Raw genomic sequence first — 18,869 nt, forward strand, 5'->3', positions numbered from 1 at the left:
AAACTTTCCTCGGGCCGCACTGTCGGAGTGCCCCATTGAACTTCCGGTGACGATTCGACAATTGCCACATACGTTCGCGCAGGCAGTGAATCGATCAGTAATTGTGCCCGTAATTCAGTCAGCGATTGCTCCAACATCCCCGTCCCTTCGCTGATTGGGCTCGTGTTGTTCGCGATAGTTGCGGGAACAGCCAGGGCATATCGGTTTTGATTGTTTTGCCCGCGCCCAAAGCCGAACAAATCGGCGCCTCCGCTGGGAACAACGAGCGAAACTTCGTTCTGATTTGCGTCCCATAGCGGCTGCAATTGTTGTAAGTACGCCTTAGATTGCGATTCCGCCGCCTGCAGCGCCGCGGTGGCATCTGCGGCCACATCCGCAGCCGTACTGCATGCCCCGTTTTCGTCCACGAGCAGCAAGCGCTTGATCGGCGTGTTCAAACGGTTGACGACTTTCGGCGGTTGGGAGCCCGCGCTGGCGTGAATTTCTAAACGAGCGGCACATTTGCGAATACGCGCCGTAATGAATTGCGTGGGCGTGCGCGAATAAAGCCAGCCGTTGGTGAAATGCTGCTCCAGCGGCGAGACCGAATCGGTTCGATCCGCGTGTTCCCAATCCAACGTGCGGCTGGGCTGTTCTTCATTGGCAAGTGCTTGTAATGCAAACGGAATGACGGCAGTATCTTCCGCAAACTTCAAACCTCCAGAGGGAGCCAAGCCGGCGTAATACGAAAGCCGTGTCCAGCAAGTGGCTTCGCCGCTGCGCTGGTCGATGTGCGTAAAACTCCGGGCCCGTGCGCGGACGCTTAATCCGTCTTCTACCAGGGCATACAACAACAGCGCCGCGGTGATCAAAAACGCTCCGGCCGGAACCGTCAGCACCGTCAAGTTCAACTTTCCCCATCGCCTGAGCAGATAGTAGTTCACCGGACCTAACAACACGACGAATAAAGTGATCAGCACTTGAAATTGCAGCACCGGCACCAACCCCACGCCCGGAATCAAAAAATTCCAGAACTCGTTGTTGTTCTGGTACAGCGATACTCCCCAACGCTGCGACCATTGCCACCGCTGCGGACCCACGGTGTTGAACAGCCAAGTCCAGGGAAAGCTGCTTTTACCGATTGATTCGTCAGTCGGAATGGCCACCACCAAACCCAACCCGCACGGCCGGGTAATAAAGGGAGCCGCGTCGAGTGGGGTTTGTGCTGACGAATCTTGATCGCTATGATTTCCCGCCTGTGCATTTGAATTTGCCGCATTCACCGGCCCAATGTCGGTCAACAGCGGCTGATCGCGCAAAGATTTCAGAGGTAATTTCCAGCCGCTTTTTGTCGGGTCATCTTCATCGGCGGCCGGCAAATGCGACGCATCGCTCATCCACGTTAGTTCCTCCAACTGCCCGATATTTTGCCACCGCCGCCCGGCATCATACACAATGAGCGTGCCGCCGTTGTGCAGCCAATCACGAATCGCCCCCCATTGCGACGGAGCGGGTTTCTGTGCATCAAAGGCCGTCAACTTATCCAGCGAAATCAGCATTACGTCAAAGCAGCTATAATCGATCCAACGTGTCGGCAAATCGGCCAGCGAGGAAATCGCTGAGCTTGCCGTCGCAGGAGTGGTCGGATTTCCGCCCGGCAGCGGTGTGCCAAAAAATGTGGCGTTGGCAATTTGCGAATCGATGACCGCCGCCGGATTATCCGGAGCGACACCCATCAATTCCATTGCTGGGTTCACCAAAAAACTGCCGGAGATTTTGTCCAAGCCGCTCAAAACCAACACCACTGGCGAAGCTCCGTCCCCTTTCGTGGTTCCGCCCCAACTCGTCGTCGCAGAGTTATCAGGAATCGACAATTGTTTCACGTATTCCCCATCTTCGTACACATCTAGAGCGAACATCCCCCAGCCGCACAATTCCGGAACAGCCAAGGTGATATCGGCCGACGAATGCCCTGCTGGAATTTCCACCGTTTGTGTCACGGCCATGCTTTCATTGAGGCTGTAGCCTTGTTTGGGTCGAAAGGTGACCGAGAGCACGCGATCCGCAATGACCGGCCTGGCAATCGATTTCACGGAAACGCGAACAGGGCGATAACCGCTGGCATCGACCCACGCTATGTCCAGCGTTAGCGTCAAGCCGGTTTTATTCACTTCGCCCGGCTGCAGCTGTGGTGTCTGAATCGAAGTTCCCGACGCTGGCCACGCCGTTCTTGTAGCCAGCACCGAAAGTGTTAGCGCAACGAACCACAATACCGTCTTGATTGTATGAGCGACGGTTTTTGTAGGATGCGGCTGGTCACCCGTTGGGCTGGTCGAGGCAGCAATGTCATCCTCTCGCTGTTTCAGCCGAGATTTGCGGCGCGATTGCAGCGCCGTAATCAAGTGGCCAAACAGCCACACGCCCCAGAACATTGCGGCATACACTACAAACATCACCGCCAGCGCGACCAAGCCGATGATGACTCCTCCAGCCCAAGCTTCCGCCTGCAAGGCGCGCGCTAACACCAACGACACGACCGCCATGGCGGCGGTCAGCGTCAGAATCCAGCGGAGGGTAAATTGCGGAACTAAAGTCCGGCGTCTTTCTCCCATATGCTTGATTTTGCCATGCCGCGGAACGAAAACAAAGCGGGCAATCAGAAATTCGAATCCCGATCTCTATCCGCCCAGTTATATTGTGAGCACTTAATCTGCGTGCTTGATCAGTGCGAGCAACTCTTGCATGGCGAACACGTCGGATTGGCGACCGTCGCGAACGAAAACCTGCTCCAAGTTGCGGATAATGCGGGCTAACCATTGCGGATGCGTGGCCGTGGCCAGCAACTCCTCGGACCGTTCCACCGGCGCGCCGGCCAATTGATCCAATTGCTGATACACTTCCTCGCAGGAGAGTACTCGGCCGCCGTCGAACGAGTCGATAATCATCCACGAATCGCCCACTTCGACCGCCGCCAAAAAATGGATCGGCGAGTTGATGCCCCGCGCTTTCAGTCCTACCTGCTGAGCAACGGATTTGTAAATCAGCGACAACGTTACCGGAATGCCGCGTCGCGTTTCCAAGACGCGCGGCAAATAGCTATTCTCCGGGGCGTAATAATTCTCGGCGTTTCCGGTAAAGCCCCTTTCTTCAAACAGCACCTCGTGGAGTTGCGCCACCAAAGCGTGCTGGCTTCCCGAGGAAACACGGCGGCTGATTTCCTGTGCGATTTCGCGCAGCGTTTGTTCAACCTGCGCCGAATCGACGTCGTCCAAGTCGTGCATTGAAACGGCAATGGCCGCACGCACCAAAGAATCGGTTTCCTCTAATGTCGGTAATTCCCGAGCAAACTGCTCATAGGATTCGGGACGACAATAACGCGGCGCCGGGAACATGACCACCCGTCAAAAGAGCGCAAATGGCAAGGATGATTCGGAAGTCCACCATTGGCCGCCCCCCCGGCGACGTGGCGCAACGCCGTCAGAAAAGCCGGCCATCCCTCTCCGATCCATTCCCGAGTTCGATCAAGGCAAGCATTTTACCGTCTCGAATGCCTTTTTAATATATTGGACCGAAAGATGAGGTTATTCAGCTATGCTGCGACGGCGCTCATGAGCATCCGTATGTTTTTATTTCGACCAAAGAGATCCTACCCAGATGGTGACTAACATATTCCTAACAATTCAGAGGCGGTAAGTACAGGTAGTGGGCTAAAAATGCCTGAAACTACTGCAAAACTAGGAACTTCCATCAAAACACGGTATTGGCGAAAACGGTCTCGCCACCTTCTGCTGCATACGATTTGGAGGCGCAGCTGCCGCAGAGAACCGAATTTCAAGCGGCGAACGCTTAACTTATTTTACTTGGATTGCCGGCCCCGTTCGATTTCGTCGGCCAGCGAATTCGCCTGGTACACCTTCCGCAGCGCTTCCAAAATGGCACTGGAATGAACGCTCACGGCTCGAGCCTGCACATCGGTATAAGTGAAGTCGAGTACCAGCGATTGAATGTTGCCGTCGAAGATAATTCCCACGTATTCGCCCGCTCGATTAATCACCGGACTGCCGCTATTGCCGCCAATAATGTCAGCCGTGCTGACGAAGTTGAACGGCGTGTCCATGTTCAGGGCCTGCGGCGGTTGCAGCCATGTCGAGGGTAATTCAAACGGCGGCTTCGAGCCGTGTTCGTCGGCATGTTGAAACGCGCCGCCAATCGTGGTCCACGGCGGAATTACTTTGCCGTCCTGCTTGTAACCTTTCACTTGCCCGAAGGCTAACCGTAGTGTAAACGTGGCATCGGGATACGAGTCGGTGCCCTTCACGGCAAATGTCGCTTTGGCGATTTTAGCGTAAGCTTGCTTCATCGGTTCGTCGACTTTTTCTTCGTATGTTTTCCGCACGTCGCGCGCAGGCGGGTCAACCAACCGGGCTAACAAAATCATTGGATCGTTGGATCCGTCGATGGCCGTGCGACCGCCGGCGGCCAACTCCTTGCGAAACGCCACGTCTTTCAAACGTGTGCCGCGCACCAGTTCGTCGGCCCGGGCTTGCGGCGATTTGCCTTGCAACGTTTTCCGTACCCATTCGTTCTCCGCGCCGGCCTGTTCCATGAACATACTGAGCGAATCGGCCAGCTTCACGGTTTCCAGATCGTCGTAAATGGGCGCTTCGGAAAACAGTTCCTGTTCCAGAGATTCGCGGTTCGATTGCCGATATTCGCGTAACCGCTCGGCATTGTCTTTCTTGTCTTCATCGGCCATGCGGACCAGCGTGCGTGCGATTTCAAACAGTTCGCTATTGAATGCATTTCCGTTTTCCAATAGCGCCCAATCGACGTAGATTTTTTCCCACTGATCGATGGCTTTGGAAACATCGTCCCAGGCGCCGATGTCGTCTTTCAGATTTGGATCTTTCGACACGGCCGCGCGCAGGGCTTTTTCATCTTCTTCCTTACGCTGCATGATTTCCGGGTCTTGCAGCCCCGCCAGCCCGCCGATGCGCGCTTTGCGAGTGTTTTGATAATCGAATAACTCGTCCTTGGCCCGGCGGGCATTTTCCAGGCTCCGCTCGCTGTAAGCCGTAAGCATGACTTCCCGGCGGAAAATCGTGCGCAGCGAAGAAGGATAATTCCTGTCGCGCAAAAACTCCAAGTGCCGCACGGTGTCGAGCCGGTCGGTATGTCCGGGATTACCGGCAACGAACACCAGCTCATCGTCGCCTGCGCCCGATTTGCTCCACGGCAAGTAATGCTCCACCTTGACAGGCTTGCCGTCTTCGTACACGTGGAAGAAGCAAATATCCAAGTCATAGCGCGGATACTCAAAGTTATCTGGGTCGCCGCCAAAAAAGGCGATGGCTTGCTCCGGCGCAAACACCAACCGCACGTCGGTATATTTTTTGTAGCGATATAAGTGATATTCACCGCCGTGGTATAGCGTAATGACATCGCTGCGTAAACCCGTGGCATCGAGCGATTCTTTTTCGATGGTGTTCATCGCACCGCGCCGGGCTTTCTCGGCATCAGCGGCGTTCATGTCGGACTTCACGGCCGCATTCACACGCTTGGTGACATCTTCCGTGCTGACCAACACGTTCAATTCCAAATCGACGCACTTGATTTCGTCATCACGGGTTTTGGCGTAAAAGCCTTTGGCTACCAAATCCCGGTCCGGAGTGCTTAGCTTTTGCAACGCATCCGCCCCGACGTGATGATTGGTGATGACCAACCCTTCGGGCGAAACAAACGCTCCGCTGCCGCCGCTATTGAACCGCACCGCCGCCTGCTGTACGTTTTTCAGCCATTCCTCGCTGGGCTCGAAGTTGTACTTTTCCTTAAGCAGCTTTTTGGGCGGATTGCTGAACAACCACATCCCCTCGTCGCCGTACAGTGTTGATAATTGAAGCGACATCAAAAATCCCAACGTGAATGCAACAAATCTAATCGGTTTTAAGTAATTCATGGTGCCGTGCGTGAAAATGAACAGAGAGCGAGATAGTTTTAGTTCTTTCCGTTGTCTGCGCGCCGCATGCCGACGATCGCCAAAATCACAATCAATACCCCAAAAATCGTGACAGGGAACCAATTGGAATTTGCAAAAGTTCCGGCCAGGGGCTTTTCAAAGTCTAGTTTGTTCTTGAGCCATGTGGAGAACTCCAGGAATGCCGCCGTTACTCCGGCCAATGTGCCTCCGGCGATATAACCGCTGGAAAGCAATGTTCCAGCCCCGGTTTCGGCTTCCGCAAGCGCCATAGCTTCGTCTGTGGAAGCCTTGGTTTTACCCCGATTGCGCCAACTTCCGGTGAACCAAGCCAGCATCCCCCCCATAAATATAGGTGATGTATATTGCATCGGAATGTACACGCCCACGGCAAATGCCAGCGATGACTCGCCGCACAATTCGATTCCCACAGCCAACATCACGCCGATGAGCACCAAGCCCCAATTCAGCGTTCCGCCCAACACGCCGTTGATAATAATGCCCATCACTTGCGTTTTGGGGGCGGGGAATTTGAACTTCACGTCCTCGCCATTGTCTCGCTTTGTCAACCGGCCTGTAATTGCCGGATCGACATACACCACCGGACGGTGGTACTCGTCCACATAATATTTGCCGGGCAGAACATTCGGATATTCACCAGCCCTGGGCCACCACACCCGGTAGTCTTTATTGTCGAACGTGGCATGAGTGGTCAGCGCGTCATACGTTTGTTGCGACAGCACCACCTGCGGCAAATTTCTGGTGCTATATACGGTGCCCTGCTCGTTCAACAGCAGCAACGTGACGCCAATTACTAAGGCCGACGTTAACGATCCAATTACGATGGCCCATTGCTGCCAATAGGGAGTGCCGCCGATCAGATAGCCGGTTTTCAAATCTTGTGAGGTCGTGCCGCCATTGGAGGCCGCGATACAAACGACGGCGGCGATGGAAAGCGCCAGCACGGCCTCCGTGGGCGAGCGCATTCCCAACGAGGCAAAAATCAAGCACGTTAGCGCCAAGGTGGCCACCGTCATGCCCGAAATTGGATTCGATGACGAGCCAATTTCGCCTGTTAGCCGCGACGATACGGTCACAAACAAAAAACCAAACGCCAGCACTAATGCCGCTCCCAAAATTGCGGTCCACGGCTTCACCTCAGTCATCAGAATGCCAGCCAGCACAACCAACAGCACCAGGCTTCCCACAACCACGGTAATGAGCGACATGTCTCGCTCGGTGCGTTTCTTTCGTCCCCCGCCGCTTTGTGAGCCTCCCAGGCCGCGAATGCCCGCCATGGCGGAACGCACAATCATGGGCATGGTGCGGAACATGCTGATAATGCCCGCCGCCGTCACGCAGCCCGCGCCGATGTAGCGCAAATAGTTCACTTGAATATCGCTAATATCCATCTGCGAAATCCGCTGCGTCCCGGGAGAAATTAAACCCGGTACCGCGTCGCCGAACATGGCGATCGCCGGCACGATGACCAAATTGCCAATCACCGCGCCCGCCATCATCACCGAGGCGGTTTTCATCCCAATGATGTAACCCACGCCTAGCAGCTCGGGAGCCAAATCAGTGGTCAGAGCGGCCACTCGATTAAAGCGATCTTTCAAACTCACACTGACCGTTTCTCGCAGCACTCCCATTCCTTCGGTCAAAAACTTCTGCACAAACGCAAGAAAGAATCCCACGAACACCAACCGGCCGCTGGACCCGCCTTGATCGCCCGAAATCAATACTTCTGCACATGCGGTGCCTTCTGGATATTTCAGCTCCCTGTGCATGCGCACGATGAAGGCCCGCCGCAGCGGAATCATCATTAAGATGCCCAGCAGCCCGCCGAGAATCGAAACAACCATGACCCGGCCGATGCTCATGTCGAAGCCTAACAGCATCAGCGCCGGCATCGTCACGCCGACGCCAAAAGCGATCGATTCCCCCGCCGACCCCGTCGTCTGAACGATGTTGTTTTCCAAAATGGTCGCCGGCCGCAAACGAAATGCCTTGGCCAGACCCCGAAACAGTGTGATCGATAGCACCGCCACGGGGATGGAAGCCGATACCGTCATGCCCACCTTCAGCACCAAATACAGCGACGAGGCGCCGAAAATAATGCCCAGCACCGCTCCCAGCAGCACCGCCGTCCAAGTGAACTCCGGCAGGCGGGCGTCATCGGAAACGTAGGGTTTTACCCCGTTGGAATCGGCAGCGCTATTACTCCGCGTTTGCTGCGGCCGCTGCTCGTCTGGCCGGCGTCGGAGGGGAGGCTGTTCTGGTGCTGCCATGCGTGAAAGCCCGCAATTGAGGGTTCGGCGTGGAAATTGGGGGAAAGCTGATCGGCCGGCCGGCGTGTTCATCGGCCGTTGTTGCGAACCGCTAAATTGACGCCCCCTGCCTGGTTTTGCAAGGCCTTTTCCCCCTGTTTCGCCCCCATCTGCTGGCCTTCGAAGCCCCCTTTCCTGCACCGTTGTAACAAATGCTCCCAAATCCCGCTCACAAGGGCAGGGAAACGCAAAACAGCTAATTCAGGACACATTCGACGCAGGAAGGGAGCCAATCATGCCGCTTACCCGCAACATTCTGTCCGCCATCGTTCTGGCCAACATTTTGGCAGTTCATTCGAGCATGATTTATGCCAAGCCCCCCACCAAGCAGGAAATTCAAGAATCCAATGCTCTGGCCCAGCAACTAACCGCGCTGGACGACGCTGCCCGGGCTGATTTCATGAAAGAACACCCCGGTGTTTTGCCGGAATCGCATTTGAAATTGCCCAAGCCCACGATTGTGGCCTTCGATTGGTGCAATTTGAACCGCGTTTCGGACTGGCACCGGCAACTCAACGAAGATTGCTGGGCCAACTCTGCGGTGGAAGCGCTGGAATGCAGCAATATTATTCGCAACGGTCGCCGCGTCACACTTTCGGTGCAACCGATTTTGGACCATCTCAAGCTCGGAGCCGTTACAAAACAAGAAATGGGTTCCCAACCAGGAAAGGCAGACGACTTCTTTCTGAAAACTGGCACCGCTCGCATCGCCGATTATCCTTACACGGGAAAGCCGGCTGAACCCAAGGACATGGATCTGCCCTTTCGGGCCGCGGCCTGGGGATATGTCTCGCAGGACGGCAACGCCCCGACGGTTGAGCAACTGAAGCAGGCTTTGTTGCAGCACGGCCCGTTGGTGGTCGACTTGATCGACACGGTCAAGTTCCACGCTTATCAAGGCGGCTTGTACAACGAACCGGCTCCTATCGAAAAAAGCGAAATCAAAGGTAAGCACGCCGTCTTACTGGTCGGCTGGGACGATACCCGCGGCGCCAGCGGCGCCTGGAAAATCAAAAACACCTGGGGGCCCAGTTGGGGTGAACAGGGCTTCATGTGGATCGCCTACGGCTCCAACGACATTGCCCGCAATGCAGAATGGGTCATGGCCGCGAGCAACTTCTACACCTTGCCCCAACAACAATTTGCTCAGCTTGTTCCAGAGGCGAAGCCAATGCCCGAAGTTCACTACTCGGCAGTCGCCAAAGCCGATAATGCTGAAAAGCCCTCGACAGAAAAGGTTGCCGCCTCTACAGCCATTGCCGAACAATCCGCGAGTCCGGTGGCTACCGCTCAAGCATCCAAACGTTCTATTTCGCCAATTCAATCAGGTGATCTTGCTTCCACCAAACAATAGTGGCAATTACCCGGCCGATCCGACATAAAGAATCTGCAAGAGCTAACGATTCGCAGCCGGAAAATGCAAACGCCACCCCGGCAAGCAGGCGGCGTTTGCGAATGGTTCTCGGCTATCACGATTATTTCAAATACTCACGCCCGACGGCAACAGGCTATTTACATCGGCCAGTACCGTGTCCACCAATCCCGTCGCCGTGCCTAAAAGCGAATTAATGCTCGGCAGCGATATATTGGCCGCCGCGCTGGCATTAACATTTGCACCCACGCTAGCCGCGCCGTTGGCAAGCGATACGCCGACACCCGCTCCCACGCTTGAACCGGAGCCCACGGTAACGCCCGCAACACTGACGTTAATTTCATCGTTCACGCCGGCGGTCAAATTGATCGGAGACCAAGATGAATTCGCTTTGGTCGCAGATTGCTCAATCTTCTACGCACTCATTTCGTTCGAGTGCCATTTGAACTATCTCATTAACTCAATCGCGGCCGAGAGGATCCAAATCACGACCGAGGCATACACCGACCATTCCAACAGCGGCAGCACCCAAATCTTCGTTCGCACAAATTGGTTCGGATCAAGTGAAATTACCCCACGGATTTTATTCTAGCCAAATAGAGAAGCTACCTGCCCGAGTTTCGCGGGGCATTCTAGACATTGCACAAACTCCTAAGTCTTTTTCTTGAAATGAGTTGTGATTTTCAACCGCCAACGAGTCTTGCAATGATTTCGAATGGTTGTGATAACTATCAATCACGCATCACCATTAAATGATTGATATCTTCTATGTTTTCTGCCATAATCGCATCATTGACCGCTGCTAGCGCGGGGGACTGTGATCATGGTGGTTGTCGATGAGCGACGCAATCGTTTGTTGGAACTGATTCGGCAACGGGGTTTTGCCTCGCTCTCGGAATTGGTCGAGGCACTCGAAGTCTCCGAATCGACCGTCCGCCGCGATTTAGACTTCCTCGAAGAAGGCGGCTCGGCCAAGCGCACCCACGGCGGCGTGTTTTACACGGGCAGTTCGCCCCAATTGCCCCACTTCGAAGAGCGACAGCCTGCTCAATGGGAATTGAAAAAAGCCATTGCTCGCCGCGCCGCCGATTTAATCGAACTCGACGACACGCTCCTTTTAGATGGCGGCACCACCACCTACGAAGTCGCCCGGCTGCTCGTGGGCAAATCATTGCATGTGGTCACCAACTCTTTGCCCGTCGCAAATTTGCTGGCTTCCAGTTCGGCGACCGATTTAGTGTTGCTCGGCGGATACGTTTACCCGCGCAGCGGCGTGACGCTTGGCCCCTACGCCAACGACCAACTGGCGCAACTCAACGTGCGAAAAACCGTGCTCAGCGTGGCGGGCGTAAACGAACGTGGTTTTTACAACAGCAATTTGCTGCTGGTGGAAACGGAACGAGCCATGATGCACGCTGCCGATCGAGTCATTGTCGTCGCCGACAGCACCAAATTCGGTCGGCAAAGCTTGGCCCATTTGTGCCCGTTGAATGCGGTGCAAACCTTGGTTGTCGACCAGCGGTTGTCCCCCAAATGGCGCGAACGAATGACTGCCGCCGGCGTCGAAGTGCTCGTGGCCTCTACGGCTGAATCAGAACAACACAAATCGGCGAGTTGATTGATCATGTCTACAGTTTTGGCAAAACATGAAGTGGTTCATCGGTCCTTACCGGATCGCGCTTCTGTCGAACGGATTGTGCGCGAAGTGTTGCTAGCGCATGCGCCGCAGGGTTCGCCGAAACTGGCTGTCAGTATTTCAGCCCGGCATTGCCACTTGACCGACGAGCATGTGGAAGTGCTGTTCGGAAAAGGACGCAAATTGACGCCGGAAAAGCCGCTATATCAGGATGGCTTTTATGCCGCCGCCGAAACCGTGATGGTCGTCGGCCCCAATAAGCGGCGGATGCTGCCGTCTGTGCGCGTACTGGGGCCCTGCCGTGGACACTCGCAAGTGGAGCTGGCGTTTACCGACGGCATTTCGCTGGGCATCGAACTGCCGGTCCGCCCCAGCGGCAAAATATCCGGCACGCCCGGTTGTGTATTAGTGGGGCCCGCAGGCGTCGTCGAGCTGAAAGAAGGCGTCATCCGTGCCGAACGGCACGTCCACATGAATTTCGCTCACGCCAACCACTACGGCGTAAAAAACGGCGACCGCATGAAGCTCCGCATCGAATCGACCTGCTCCACGGTGCTGGAAAACTTGCTCGTCCGCGCCGACGACACCAGCAAGCTGGAAGTGCACATCGATACCGACGAAGGCAATGCCGCCGATTTAGATCACGCTACGAAAGTTGAACTATTGAAGTAAGTTTCCTGTTTTCTTCTTTTCTGGAGTACATCACATGGCAAAAACGATGGAAGCGCTCGGCATGATCGAGACCAAGGGCTTTGTGGCCTTGATCGAAGCCAGCGACGCAATGATGAAAGCCGCCAACGTGCAGTTCCTCGGCTGGGACAAAGTTGGCAGCGGATTGGTCACGGCCTTTGTCACCGGCGACGTGGCTGCGGTCAAAGCCGCCACCGATGCCGGCGCCGCCGCCGCCGGACGAATTGGCGAAGTGGTTAGCGTGCAAGTCATTCCCCGCCCGCACGACGATATCGGCGTGGTGCTGCCGGCCAGCAAACGTTCAGCGGGTGGTGCGGACTGAGAGATGTAGCTTTGTGAATCAGCCAGAGTGAATCAAATCCTACTTAATTACCAAGGATCAAATCATGCAAAGTGCAATCGGGTTAGTCGAAACCAAAGGGCTGGTGGCGCTCGTCGAAGCCACCGATGCCATGGCCAAAGCGGCCAATGTGCAAATCGTGAAGCGAGTTTCCATCGGCGGCGGCCTGGTCACCACCGTCGTGTCCGGCGATGTCGGCAGCGTGCGGGCAGCAGTCGAAGCCGGTGCGGCGGCGGCGCAGCACGTGGGCGATTTAGTCAGCAGCCACGTCATCCCCCGCCCGGCCGAAGGACTGTCGGCGGCTTATTTGTCGTAAACGAAGCCCAGGGTCCAAGAGTCGAACAGTCGAAAGGTCGAAAAGACAGTTTCGCCCAATCGATTTGCAGATCGACTCTTTGACAATTCGACCTTTTAGACTTTTTGACTTGTGTTCATGAAAATCCTCGTTGCCAATTTGGGTTCCACCAGCTTTAAGTATCGGCTGTTCGACATGGCCGATCAGCGGCAACTTGCGCGCGGCGGCGTGGAGCGAATTGGCTCTTCGGAGAGCAAATGCTTTGTGCAAATCGGCAGCCAGCGGCGCGAACTGACGGCCCAAGTCCCCGATCATGTCGCCGCGGTGCAAATGTGTCTGAAGCAATTGTCCGATCCGGCCGGCGGATGTTTGCAGGATGCCAGCGAGGTGGCGGCCATCGGTTTCAAAGCGGTGCATGGAGGCAAGTTCAGCGGCGTGCAGCGCGTGACCGCCGAAGTGCTGGCTGCCATGGAAACCATGAACAGCGTGGCCCCGGCCCACAATCCCCCTTACATCGCGGCCATGCGGCAAATGAGCGAGAAACTCCCTGGCATTCCCCTGGTGGCCGCGTTCGAAACCGGCTTTCACGCTACTATTCCGCCTCGGCTCCGGGCTTATGCTGCTCCCTACGAGTGGGCCGAAAAGCATCAGATTTGCCGTTGGGGATTTCACGGTGCAAGCCATCGCTACATTTCGCAACGGATGCGGGAGCTAACCGGTCGCAGCGATTTACGAATTATCTCGTGCCATTTGGGCGGGTCGAGTTCGCTGTGTGCTATTCGCGATGGCAAAAGCGTGGCCGTAAGCATGGGCATGAGTCCCCAATCAGGCTTGCCGCAAAACAACCGCGTGGGTGAATTCGATCCGTTCGCGCTGCCCGTCGTGATGCAAGCGACCGGAAAATCGCTCGATGCAGTGTTGAACGATTTGGCCGAGCACGGCGGCCTGTTGGGACTGAGCGGAACCAGCGGCGACGTGCGCGATTTGGAAGAAGCTGCCGCCCGTGGCAACGCGCGTGCGAAATTGGCGCTCGATGTGTTCATTAGCAGTGTGCGGCATTATTTGGGAGCGTATTTGGTGGAACTCGGCGGAGCCGAAGTCATCGTGTTTACCGGAGGCATTGGCGAGAACAGTGCCGGCGTTCGCGCCGCCGTGTGCGCCGGCCTGGAAGAATTGGGCATCGTGCTCGATCCGGCTCACAATGCCGTGGCCAGCGGCGAAGCCACCATTCATGCCGACCGGAGCCGCGTCCAGTTATGGGTGGCGCCCACGAATGAAGAAATTGTTGTCGCCCGGCAGGCAAAGGCATTGCTCGAAGGAAAAACTTAGCCGCTGGGATTGCCCAGCGGAGCGCACGAGTACAGCACTCAAAAATCGAAAGCAGGTTGCCATGTTTCTCGCAAAAGTCACTGGAGCGGTCGTCGCCACGCAAAAAACTGAGGCAATGGTCGGCCACAAATTGTTGGTCGTTGAGCCGTATCGGTTGGAAAGCGATAAACGCCGGTCGTTAGTCACCACCGGTCGAACGTTTGTAGCTGTCGACACTGTTGGCGCCGGCGAAGGAGAATTCGTCCTCATCACGCAGGGCTCCAGCGCCCGGCTGACTCCCGAAACGAAAAACTTGCCCATCGACGCAGTCATCATCGGTATCGTCGACACCGTCGATGTCGGCCAAACGCGCGTATTCAGTCGAGAAGCGGTTAGCAGTTAGCAATTAGCGATTAGCCGGAATCCGAATAATTATTCTGATCCTCAAAATGACAACTGACAACTGACCACCGACAACGGATCAATGCTTATGCAAGCCACCGAAGAGCTTATTCGCAATGTTGTGAAACAAGTGCTGGCCGAAATCAAGTCGCCGGCCGCAACAGCGCAAGTTGCCAACATACACGCTGGCAGTGTTCCCACGGGCAACGGCCGCAGTTTTGCCGGCCGGCACGGTGTATTTACTTGTGTCGACGAAGCTGTGGCGGCCGCCGATGCCGCATTCGACCAACTCAGCGAGCATGGCTTGGAAGTCCGTAAACGCATCATCGACCACATCCGCCGCATTTCGATCGACCAGTGCGTGGAATTGGGCACCATGGAAATGGAAGAAACCAAAGTCGGCCGCCTGCCGCACAAAATCGAAAAGCTCAAAACCCTGGGCGAGCGCACTCCCGGCGTGGAGTTTTTGCAAAGCCAAGTGTTCAGCGGCGATCACGGGCTCGCCGTCATTGAACATGCTCCGTTCGGCGTCATCGGCTGCATCACGCCGGTTACGCATTCACTGCCGACGATTACCGGCAACGCGGTCAACATGATTGCCGGCGGCAACACGCTGGTCGTGAACCCGCACCCCAGCGGCAAACGAGTGGCGGCCGAAGGCGTGCGGCGGTTCAATCAGGCAATTTACAAAGATTTGGGTATCGACAACTTAATTTGCGTGGTGGCCGAGCCCACGCTGGAATCGGCCGAGGCGCTGTTTCAACACCGCGGCGTGAGGCTGATTTGCGTCACCGGTGGCCCCGCCGTGGCACGCGCCGCCATGCGCAGCGCCAAACGGGCGATTGTCGCCGGGCCGGGCAATCCGCCGGTCGTAGTCGACGAAACCGCCGATTTGGATCGCGCGGCACAGCACATCATCCGCGGCGCAGCATACGACAACAATTTGCTGTGCATTGCGGAGAAGGAAGTGTTCGTTGTCAACGAGGTGTTCGACGAAATGCTGAACGCCATGGATCGCGCCGGCGCCGTGCGGCTCAACGCTAAAGAAGTTGATGCCTTGACGAAAGTGGCCATCACCGCCGCCGGCGAAGGCCAGCACAAGCACGATGTGCCCGCCAAGGAGTTTTTGGGGCAAGACGCGGCCATTCTCGCTCGCGGCATTGGCAAGCAAGTTTCACCGCAAGTGGAATTGCTATTCGGCGAAACGGACGAGCACAATCCGTTTGTGCCCGTCGAGCAAATGATGCCGTTCTTGCCTTTCGTCCGCTGCCGGAATGTGGACGAAGCGATCGACAAAGCCAAATTCTATGAGCACGGCTTCCGCCACACGGCCATTATTCACTCCAACAACGTGCGGAACATGACCCGCATGGGTCGGGCACTCGACACCACGCTGTTTGTGAAAAACGGCCCCTGCATGGCGGCGTTGGGATTGGGCGGCGAAGGTTATTTGTCGTTTTCCATTGCCACGCCCACCGGCGAAGGCGTGACCACGCCCCTCACGTTCACGCGGGAACGGCGCTGTTCATTGATCGACGACTTGCGAATTATCGGAAAAGCGTAACAACACCACATGAAGCCGCGACCGTTGGTCGCGCCTAAAAACCAAACGCACTTTGAGAAACTTATGCAACTCGGCCTCGTCGTCGGCACTGCCACCGCCACGGTCAAGCATTCCACGCTGCAGGGCTGGAAGCTGCTGATCGTGCAGCCGCTTATGGCCGATGGTCGGCAGCCCGATGGCGACCCGCAATTGACCGTCGACAAATTGGGCGCCGGCGTCGGGCAGCGCGTGTTGATGAACAGCGAAGGCCGTGCCATCCGCGAAATGATGCAGGCCGAATCAGCCCCCGTCCGCTGGAGCGTATTGGGAATTGTGGACGACTGAAACATTTGACAATTTAGCCCCCGGTTTTACCGGGGGACTGAGTTACTAACCGAATAAACGACGCCAACCATGCCGCACTCGGAAGACCAAGTCGAACAAATTGTGCACGCCGTGCTTGCGCGGCTGGGCAATGCTGCCTCGGCTGCTTCAACCCCGCATGGCGAACTCGTGCTGAACGACAATGTCGTCAGCGCGGCGACCTTAGCCAATCGCTTGGACGGCATACAACGGGTGGTCGTAACCGCCCGCGCGGTGGTAACGCCGGCGGCGCGCGATATCCTCAAAGAAAAAAACGTCACTCTTGTTCGAACATTACAAGCCAAAGCTGCGGCGTCGGTGCAGTTGGTGCTGGCCCACACCGAAGCAAAAAAAGGGACGAATTACGATTGCACAGATTTAATTCGCCAACTCCAACAGCGCGGCGTCGAAGTGGAACAACTGCCAACAGGCCAAGCCGGAAAAGTCACTCACGAATTGGCCGAGGCCGTCAGTCGCGGCAAAAAATTAGGCGTCTTGCTGACCGATCAAGTGGCCGCCGCTTTATGCGCAGCCAATCGCCGTCGCGGCGTGCGGGCAGCCACAGCCGCCAATCGCGGCGAGGTGTACGACGTGATGCAAAACCTCGGCGTAAACTTGCTGGTGGTCGATTCCGTGCGGCGCAGTGGCCCGGAGGTGCAACGCATCGTGGAAGCCTTCGCCGCAACACCCTCGCAAGCTTGCCCGGCCGAATGGAAACCGTGGCTTGAGTGAAAATTGAAAGGTTGAATCCATGCGAATTGGCAAAACCATTGGCCGAGTCACACTGGTCCGCAGTCATCCGCTGCTGGCAGGCGGATCTTACCGTTTGGCAGTTCCGCAATTGCTGGCGAATTTGCTCTGCACTTCGCAAACCATGGCCGAAGAACTGGTCGTGTACGACGAACTCGGCGCCGCCGACGGTATGCACATCGCCATCACCGAAGGGCCGGAAGCCGCACAGCCGTTTCATCCCGAAACCAAACCCATCGACGCCTACAACGCAGCCATTTTAGATCACATCGAAATTAAAACGATGCAGTAGGCAATTCATAAAGCCGCGACCGGTGGTCGCGCAGCAGCCATAAACGGCCAAATTCAAATCAGCATTCAACAACGAACTCAATCATCAACCCAACCAAATACATAGAAACCAGACCCTCAGACAACCAACACCACCCCATGAACATTCATCAACTCAAGCTCGAAATTTGCGACATCGGCCGGCGGATTTACAACAAGGGCTTTGCCGCCGGCAACGACGGAAATATCAGCTACCGATTGTCGGAAAAAGAAGTCCTCTGCACGCCCACCCTCATTTCCAAAGGCAACATGCAGCCGGAGGATTTGTGCATTGTCGACATGAGCGGCAAGCAGCTTTCCGGCAAGCGAAAGCGCAGCAGCGAAATTCTGCTGCACCTCACCATTTTGCGCGAACGGCCTGATATGAAAAGCGTCGTTCACTGCCATCCGCCGCACGCCACCGCATTTGCCGTGGCCCGCGAACCCATACCGCAGTGCGTGCTGCCGGAAATTGAAGTCTTCCTGGGCGACGTCCCCATCACGCAGTACAAAACGCCGGGCAGCCAGGAATTCGCCGACACCGTGCTGCCGTTTGTGAAAAACGCCAATGTGATGATTCTGGCCAATCACGGCACCGTCAGTTGCGGCGAAACAGTGGAACGGGCTTACTGGTGGACTGAAATTTTGGACGCCTACTGCAACATTTTGATGATGGCCCGCGGCCTGGGCAAAATCAATTATTTCACGAAGGAGGAAACCCAGGAGCTGCTGAATTTGAAGCAGAAATGGGGCTTCAAAGACGCCCGCCTGAATCCGGAAATGCAAAATTGCGATATTTGCGCCAATGATGTGTTCCGCGAAAGTTGGAATGCCACCGGCGTGCAGCGCCGAGCTTTCGAAGCGCCCCCGGCAATGAAGCCTGAATCGAACCTCACCGCCGCGGGATCACACACGTCCGGCCCCGGCAACATCGATCAAGAAGCGCTCGTGAAATTGATTACCGACCGTGTCATGGCGGCGCTAGCAAGCAAATGACCAATGACCAAATCCCAATGACCAATGATAAGTCGCAAATAGCTAATTTAGTTGACCAACATGTGTCCGTTAACTGGTCATTCGTGCTTGGTCATTGGTCATTTAATAGGCATTCGTCATTAGGCATTTGTCATACCCAACGAATCGGTTGGACAAACACACAAAGGCACCTCACATGAAGGTTTCCATTATCGGCGGCGGCGGATTGGTCGGCTCTTGCACGGCGTTTGCTTTGCAAACCGGGCGCGTAGTGCGGGAAATTACCCTCATCGATGCCAATGCCGAACTGGCCGGCGGACAAGCGCTCGACTTGTTGCATGGCTCCGCCTTTACCGCCGATCAAATCATTACTTCCGGCGGTTACGAGCACATACCGACGAGTGATGTCATTTGCATCACCGCCGGGCTGCGTCGCAAGCCGGATGAAAGCCGGCTCGATTTGATCAATCGCAACGTCGATTTGTTTCTCAGCATTTTGAGCGAAGTCTCCAAGGCCGGCTATAAAAAAGATGCCGTCGTCGTCGTCGTTTCCAACCCGGTCGACGTGCTCACGTATTTGGCCATCAAACGGCTCGACTTGCC

Annotated in this window: 18 protein-coding genes; 14 read left to right on the plus strand and 4 right to left on the minus strand. The window is 55.9% G+C overall.

Features of this window, described 5'->3' with window-relative positions; genetic code table 11:
* The 4 genes from VMJ32_01810 to VMJ32_01825 form a co-directional block, all read right to left on the minus strand.
* Positions 1-2,591: hypothetical protein (locus VMJ32_01810; protein HTQ37730.1), on the minus strand; the 2,591-nt coding region annotated here is incomplete at its 3' end.
* Positions 2,592-2,684: 93 nt separating this feature from the next.
* On the minus strand, positions 2,685-3,371 hold the full coding sequence (locus VMJ32_01815; protein ID HTQ37731.1) for a transglutaminase-like domain-containing protein: 687 nt from the start codon (positions 3,369-3,371) through the stop codon (positions 2,685-2,687).
* Positions 3,372-3,835: 464 nt separating this feature from the next.
* A complete protein-coding gene (locus tag VMJ32_01820) occupies positions 3,836-5,884 on the minus strand; it encodes a S46 family peptidase (GenBank protein ID HTQ37732.1) in 2,049 nt (682 codons plus the stop codon).
* Positions 5,885-5,973: 89 nt separating this feature from the next.
* The gene (locus tag VMJ32_01825) at positions 5,974-8,244 is read right to left on the minus strand and encodes an oligopeptide transporter, OPT family (GenBank protein ID HTQ37733.1); all 2,271 of its coding nucleotides are present in this window, start codon (positions 8,242-8,244) and stop codon (positions 5,974-5,976) included.
* 274 nt (positions 8,245-8,518) lie between these two features.
* Between VMJ32_01825 and VMJ32_01830 the strand changes: the two genes are divergently transcribed.
* From VMJ32_01830 to VMJ32_01895, 14 genes are all read left to right on the plus strand, one after another.
* The gene (locus VMJ32_01830; protein ID HTQ37734.1) at positions 8,519-9,637 is read left to right on the plus strand and encodes a C1 family peptidase; all 1,119 of its coding nucleotides are present in this window, start codon (positions 8,519-8,521) and stop codon (positions 9,635-9,637) included.
* A gap of 175 nt (positions 9,638-9,812) precedes the next feature.
* Positions 9,813-10,247 (plus strand): hypothetical protein, encoded by a 435-nt coding sequence (locus VMJ32_01835; protein ID HTQ37735.1) that lies wholly within the window; start codon positions 9,813-9,815, stop codon positions 10,245-10,247.
* A 231-nt stretch (positions 10,248-10,478) separates the two neighbouring features.
* On the plus strand, positions 10,479-11,273 hold the full coding sequence (locus VMJ32_01840; protein HTQ37736.1) for a DeoR/GlpR family DNA-binding transcription regulator: 795 nt from the start codon (positions 10,479-10,481) through the stop codon (positions 11,271-11,273).
* A gap of 6 nt (positions 11,274-11,279) precedes the next feature.
* Entirely contained in the window at positions 11,280-11,963 is a 684-nt protein-coding gene (locus tag VMJ32_01845) for a phosphate propanoyltransferase (GenBank protein HTQ37737.1), read from the plus strand.
* 34 nt (positions 11,964-11,997) lie between these two features.
* Positions 11,998-12,303 carry a BMC domain-containing protein gene (locus VMJ32_01850; GenBank protein ID HTQ37738.1) on the plus strand — a complete coding sequence of 102 codons (306 nt, stop codon included), beginning with the start codon at positions 11,998-12,000 and terminating at the stop codon, positions 12,301-12,303.
* Between the two features lie 64 nt (positions 12,304-12,367).
* Positions 12,368-12,637: a BMC domain-containing protein gene (locus VMJ32_01855; protein ID HTQ37739.1), complete on the plus strand. Its 270-nt coding sequence runs from the start codon at positions 12,368-12,370 to the stop codon at positions 12,635-12,637.
* A 117-nt stretch (positions 12,638-12,754) separates the two neighbouring features.
* On the plus strand, positions 12,755-13,945 hold the full coding sequence (locus tag VMJ32_01860; GenBank protein ID HTQ37740.1) for an acetate/propionate family kinase: 1,191 nt from the start codon (positions 12,755-12,757) through the stop codon (positions 13,943-13,945).
* Between the two features lie 61 nt (positions 13,946-14,006).
* Positions 14,007-14,327: a EutN/CcmL family microcompartment protein gene (locus VMJ32_01865; protein ID HTQ37741.1), complete on the plus strand. Its 321-nt coding sequence runs from the start codon at positions 14,007-14,009 to the stop codon at positions 14,325-14,327.
* An 87-nt stretch (positions 14,328-14,414) separates the two neighbouring features.
* The gene (locus tag VMJ32_01870) at positions 14,415-15,890 is read left to right on the plus strand and encodes an aldehyde dehydrogenase family protein (GenBank protein HTQ37742.1); all 1,476 of its coding nucleotides are present in this window, start codon (positions 14,415-14,417) and stop codon (positions 15,888-15,890) included.
* A gap of 63 nt (positions 15,891-15,953) precedes the next feature.
* Positions 15,954-16,214 (plus strand): EutN/CcmL family microcompartment protein, encoded by a 261-nt coding sequence (locus VMJ32_01875; GenBank protein HTQ37743.1) that lies wholly within the window; start codon positions 15,954-15,956, stop codon positions 16,212-16,214.
* 69 nt (positions 16,215-16,283) lie between these two features.
* The gene (locus tag VMJ32_01880) at positions 16,284-16,964 is read left to right on the plus strand and encodes an RpiB/LacA/LacB family sugar-phosphate isomerase (protein ID HTQ37744.1); all 681 of its coding nucleotides are present in this window, start codon (positions 16,284-16,286) and stop codon (positions 16,962-16,964) included.
* Between the two features lie 19 nt (positions 16,965-16,983).
* Complete coding sequence (locus tag VMJ32_01885; protein ID HTQ37745.1) at positions 16,984-17,274, plus strand: EutN/CcmL family microcompartment protein; 291 nt, start codon at positions 16,984-16,986, stop codon at positions 17,272-17,274.
* Positions 17,275-17,411: 137 nt separating this feature from the next.
* Positions 17,412-18,287, plus strand: a complete 876-nt coding sequence (locus tag VMJ32_01890) for a class II aldolase/adducin family protein (GenBank protein HTQ37746.1) — start codon at positions 17,412-17,414, stop codon at positions 18,285-18,287.
* Between the two features lie 175 nt (positions 18,288-18,462).
* Positions 18,463-18,869, plus strand: a 407-nt coding sequence (locus tag VMJ32_01895; protein ID HTQ37747.1) for a lactate dehydrogenase, incomplete at its 3' end; no start/stop codon positions are given.

It is taken from the genome of Pirellulales bacterium (assembly GCA_035499655.1).
Lineage (GTDB): Bacteria > Planctomycetota > Planctomycetia > Pirellulales > JADZDJ01 > DATJYL01.

Bases quoted from the DNA above. Each gene is read 5' to 3' on its own strand.
- VMJ32_01860 (HTQ37740.1), top strand. From the start codon at position 12,755: ATGAAAATCCTCGTTGCCAATTTGGGTTCCACCAGCTTTAAGTATCGG.
- VMJ32_01845 (HTQ37737.1), top strand. From the start codon at position 11,280: ATGTCTACAGTTTTGGCAAAACATGAAGTGGTTCATCGGTCCTTACCG.
- VMJ32_01865 (HTQ37741.1), top strand. From the start codon at position 14,007: ATGTTTCTCGCAAAAGTCACTGGAGCGGTCGTCGCCACGCAAAAAACT.
- VMJ32_01825 (HTQ37733.1), bottom strand. From the start codon at position 8,244: ATGGCAGCACCAGAACAGCCTCCCCTCCGACGCCGGCCAGACGAGCAG.
- VMJ32_01885 (HTQ37745.1), top strand. From the start codon at position 16,984: ATGCGAATTGGCAAAACCATTGGCCGAGTCACACTGGTCCGCAGTCAT.
- VMJ32_01820 (HTQ37732.1), bottom strand. From the start codon at position 5,884: ATGTCGCTTCAATTATCAACACTGTACGGCGACGAGGGGATGTGGTTG.
- VMJ32_01875 (HTQ37743.1), top strand. From the start codon at position 15,954: ATGCAACTCGGCCTCGTCGTCGGCACTGCCACCGCCACGGTCAAGCAT.
- VMJ32_01870 (HTQ37742.1), top strand. From the start codon at position 14,415: ATGCAAGCCACCGAAGAGCTTATTCGCAATGTTGTGAAACAAGTGCTG.
- VMJ32_01815 (HTQ37731.1), bottom strand. From the start codon at position 3,371: ATGTTCCCGGCGCCGCGTTATTGTCGTCCCGAATCCTATGAGCAGTTT.
- VMJ32_01880 (HTQ37744.1), top strand. From the start codon at position 16,284: ATGCCGCACTCGGAAGACCAAGTCGAACAAATTGTGCACGCCGTGCTT.
- VMJ32_01850 (HTQ37738.1), top strand. From the start codon at position 11,998: ATGGCAAAAACGATGGAAGCGCTCGGCATGATCGAGACCAAGGGCTTT.
- VMJ32_01890 (HTQ37746.1), top strand. From the start codon at position 17,412: ATGAACATTCATCAACTCAAGCTCGAAATTTGCGACATCGGCCGGCGG.
- VMJ32_01840 (HTQ37736.1), top strand. From the start codon at position 10,479: ATGGTGGTTGTCGATGAGCGACGCAATCGTTTGTTGGAACTGATTCGG.
- VMJ32_01855 (HTQ37739.1), top strand. From the start codon at position 12,368: ATGCAAAGTGCAATCGGGTTAGTCGAAACCAAAGGGCTGGTGGCGCTC.
- VMJ32_01830 (HTQ37734.1), top strand. From the start codon at position 8,519: ATGCCGCTTACCCGCAACATTCTGTCCGCCATCGTTCTGGCCAACATT.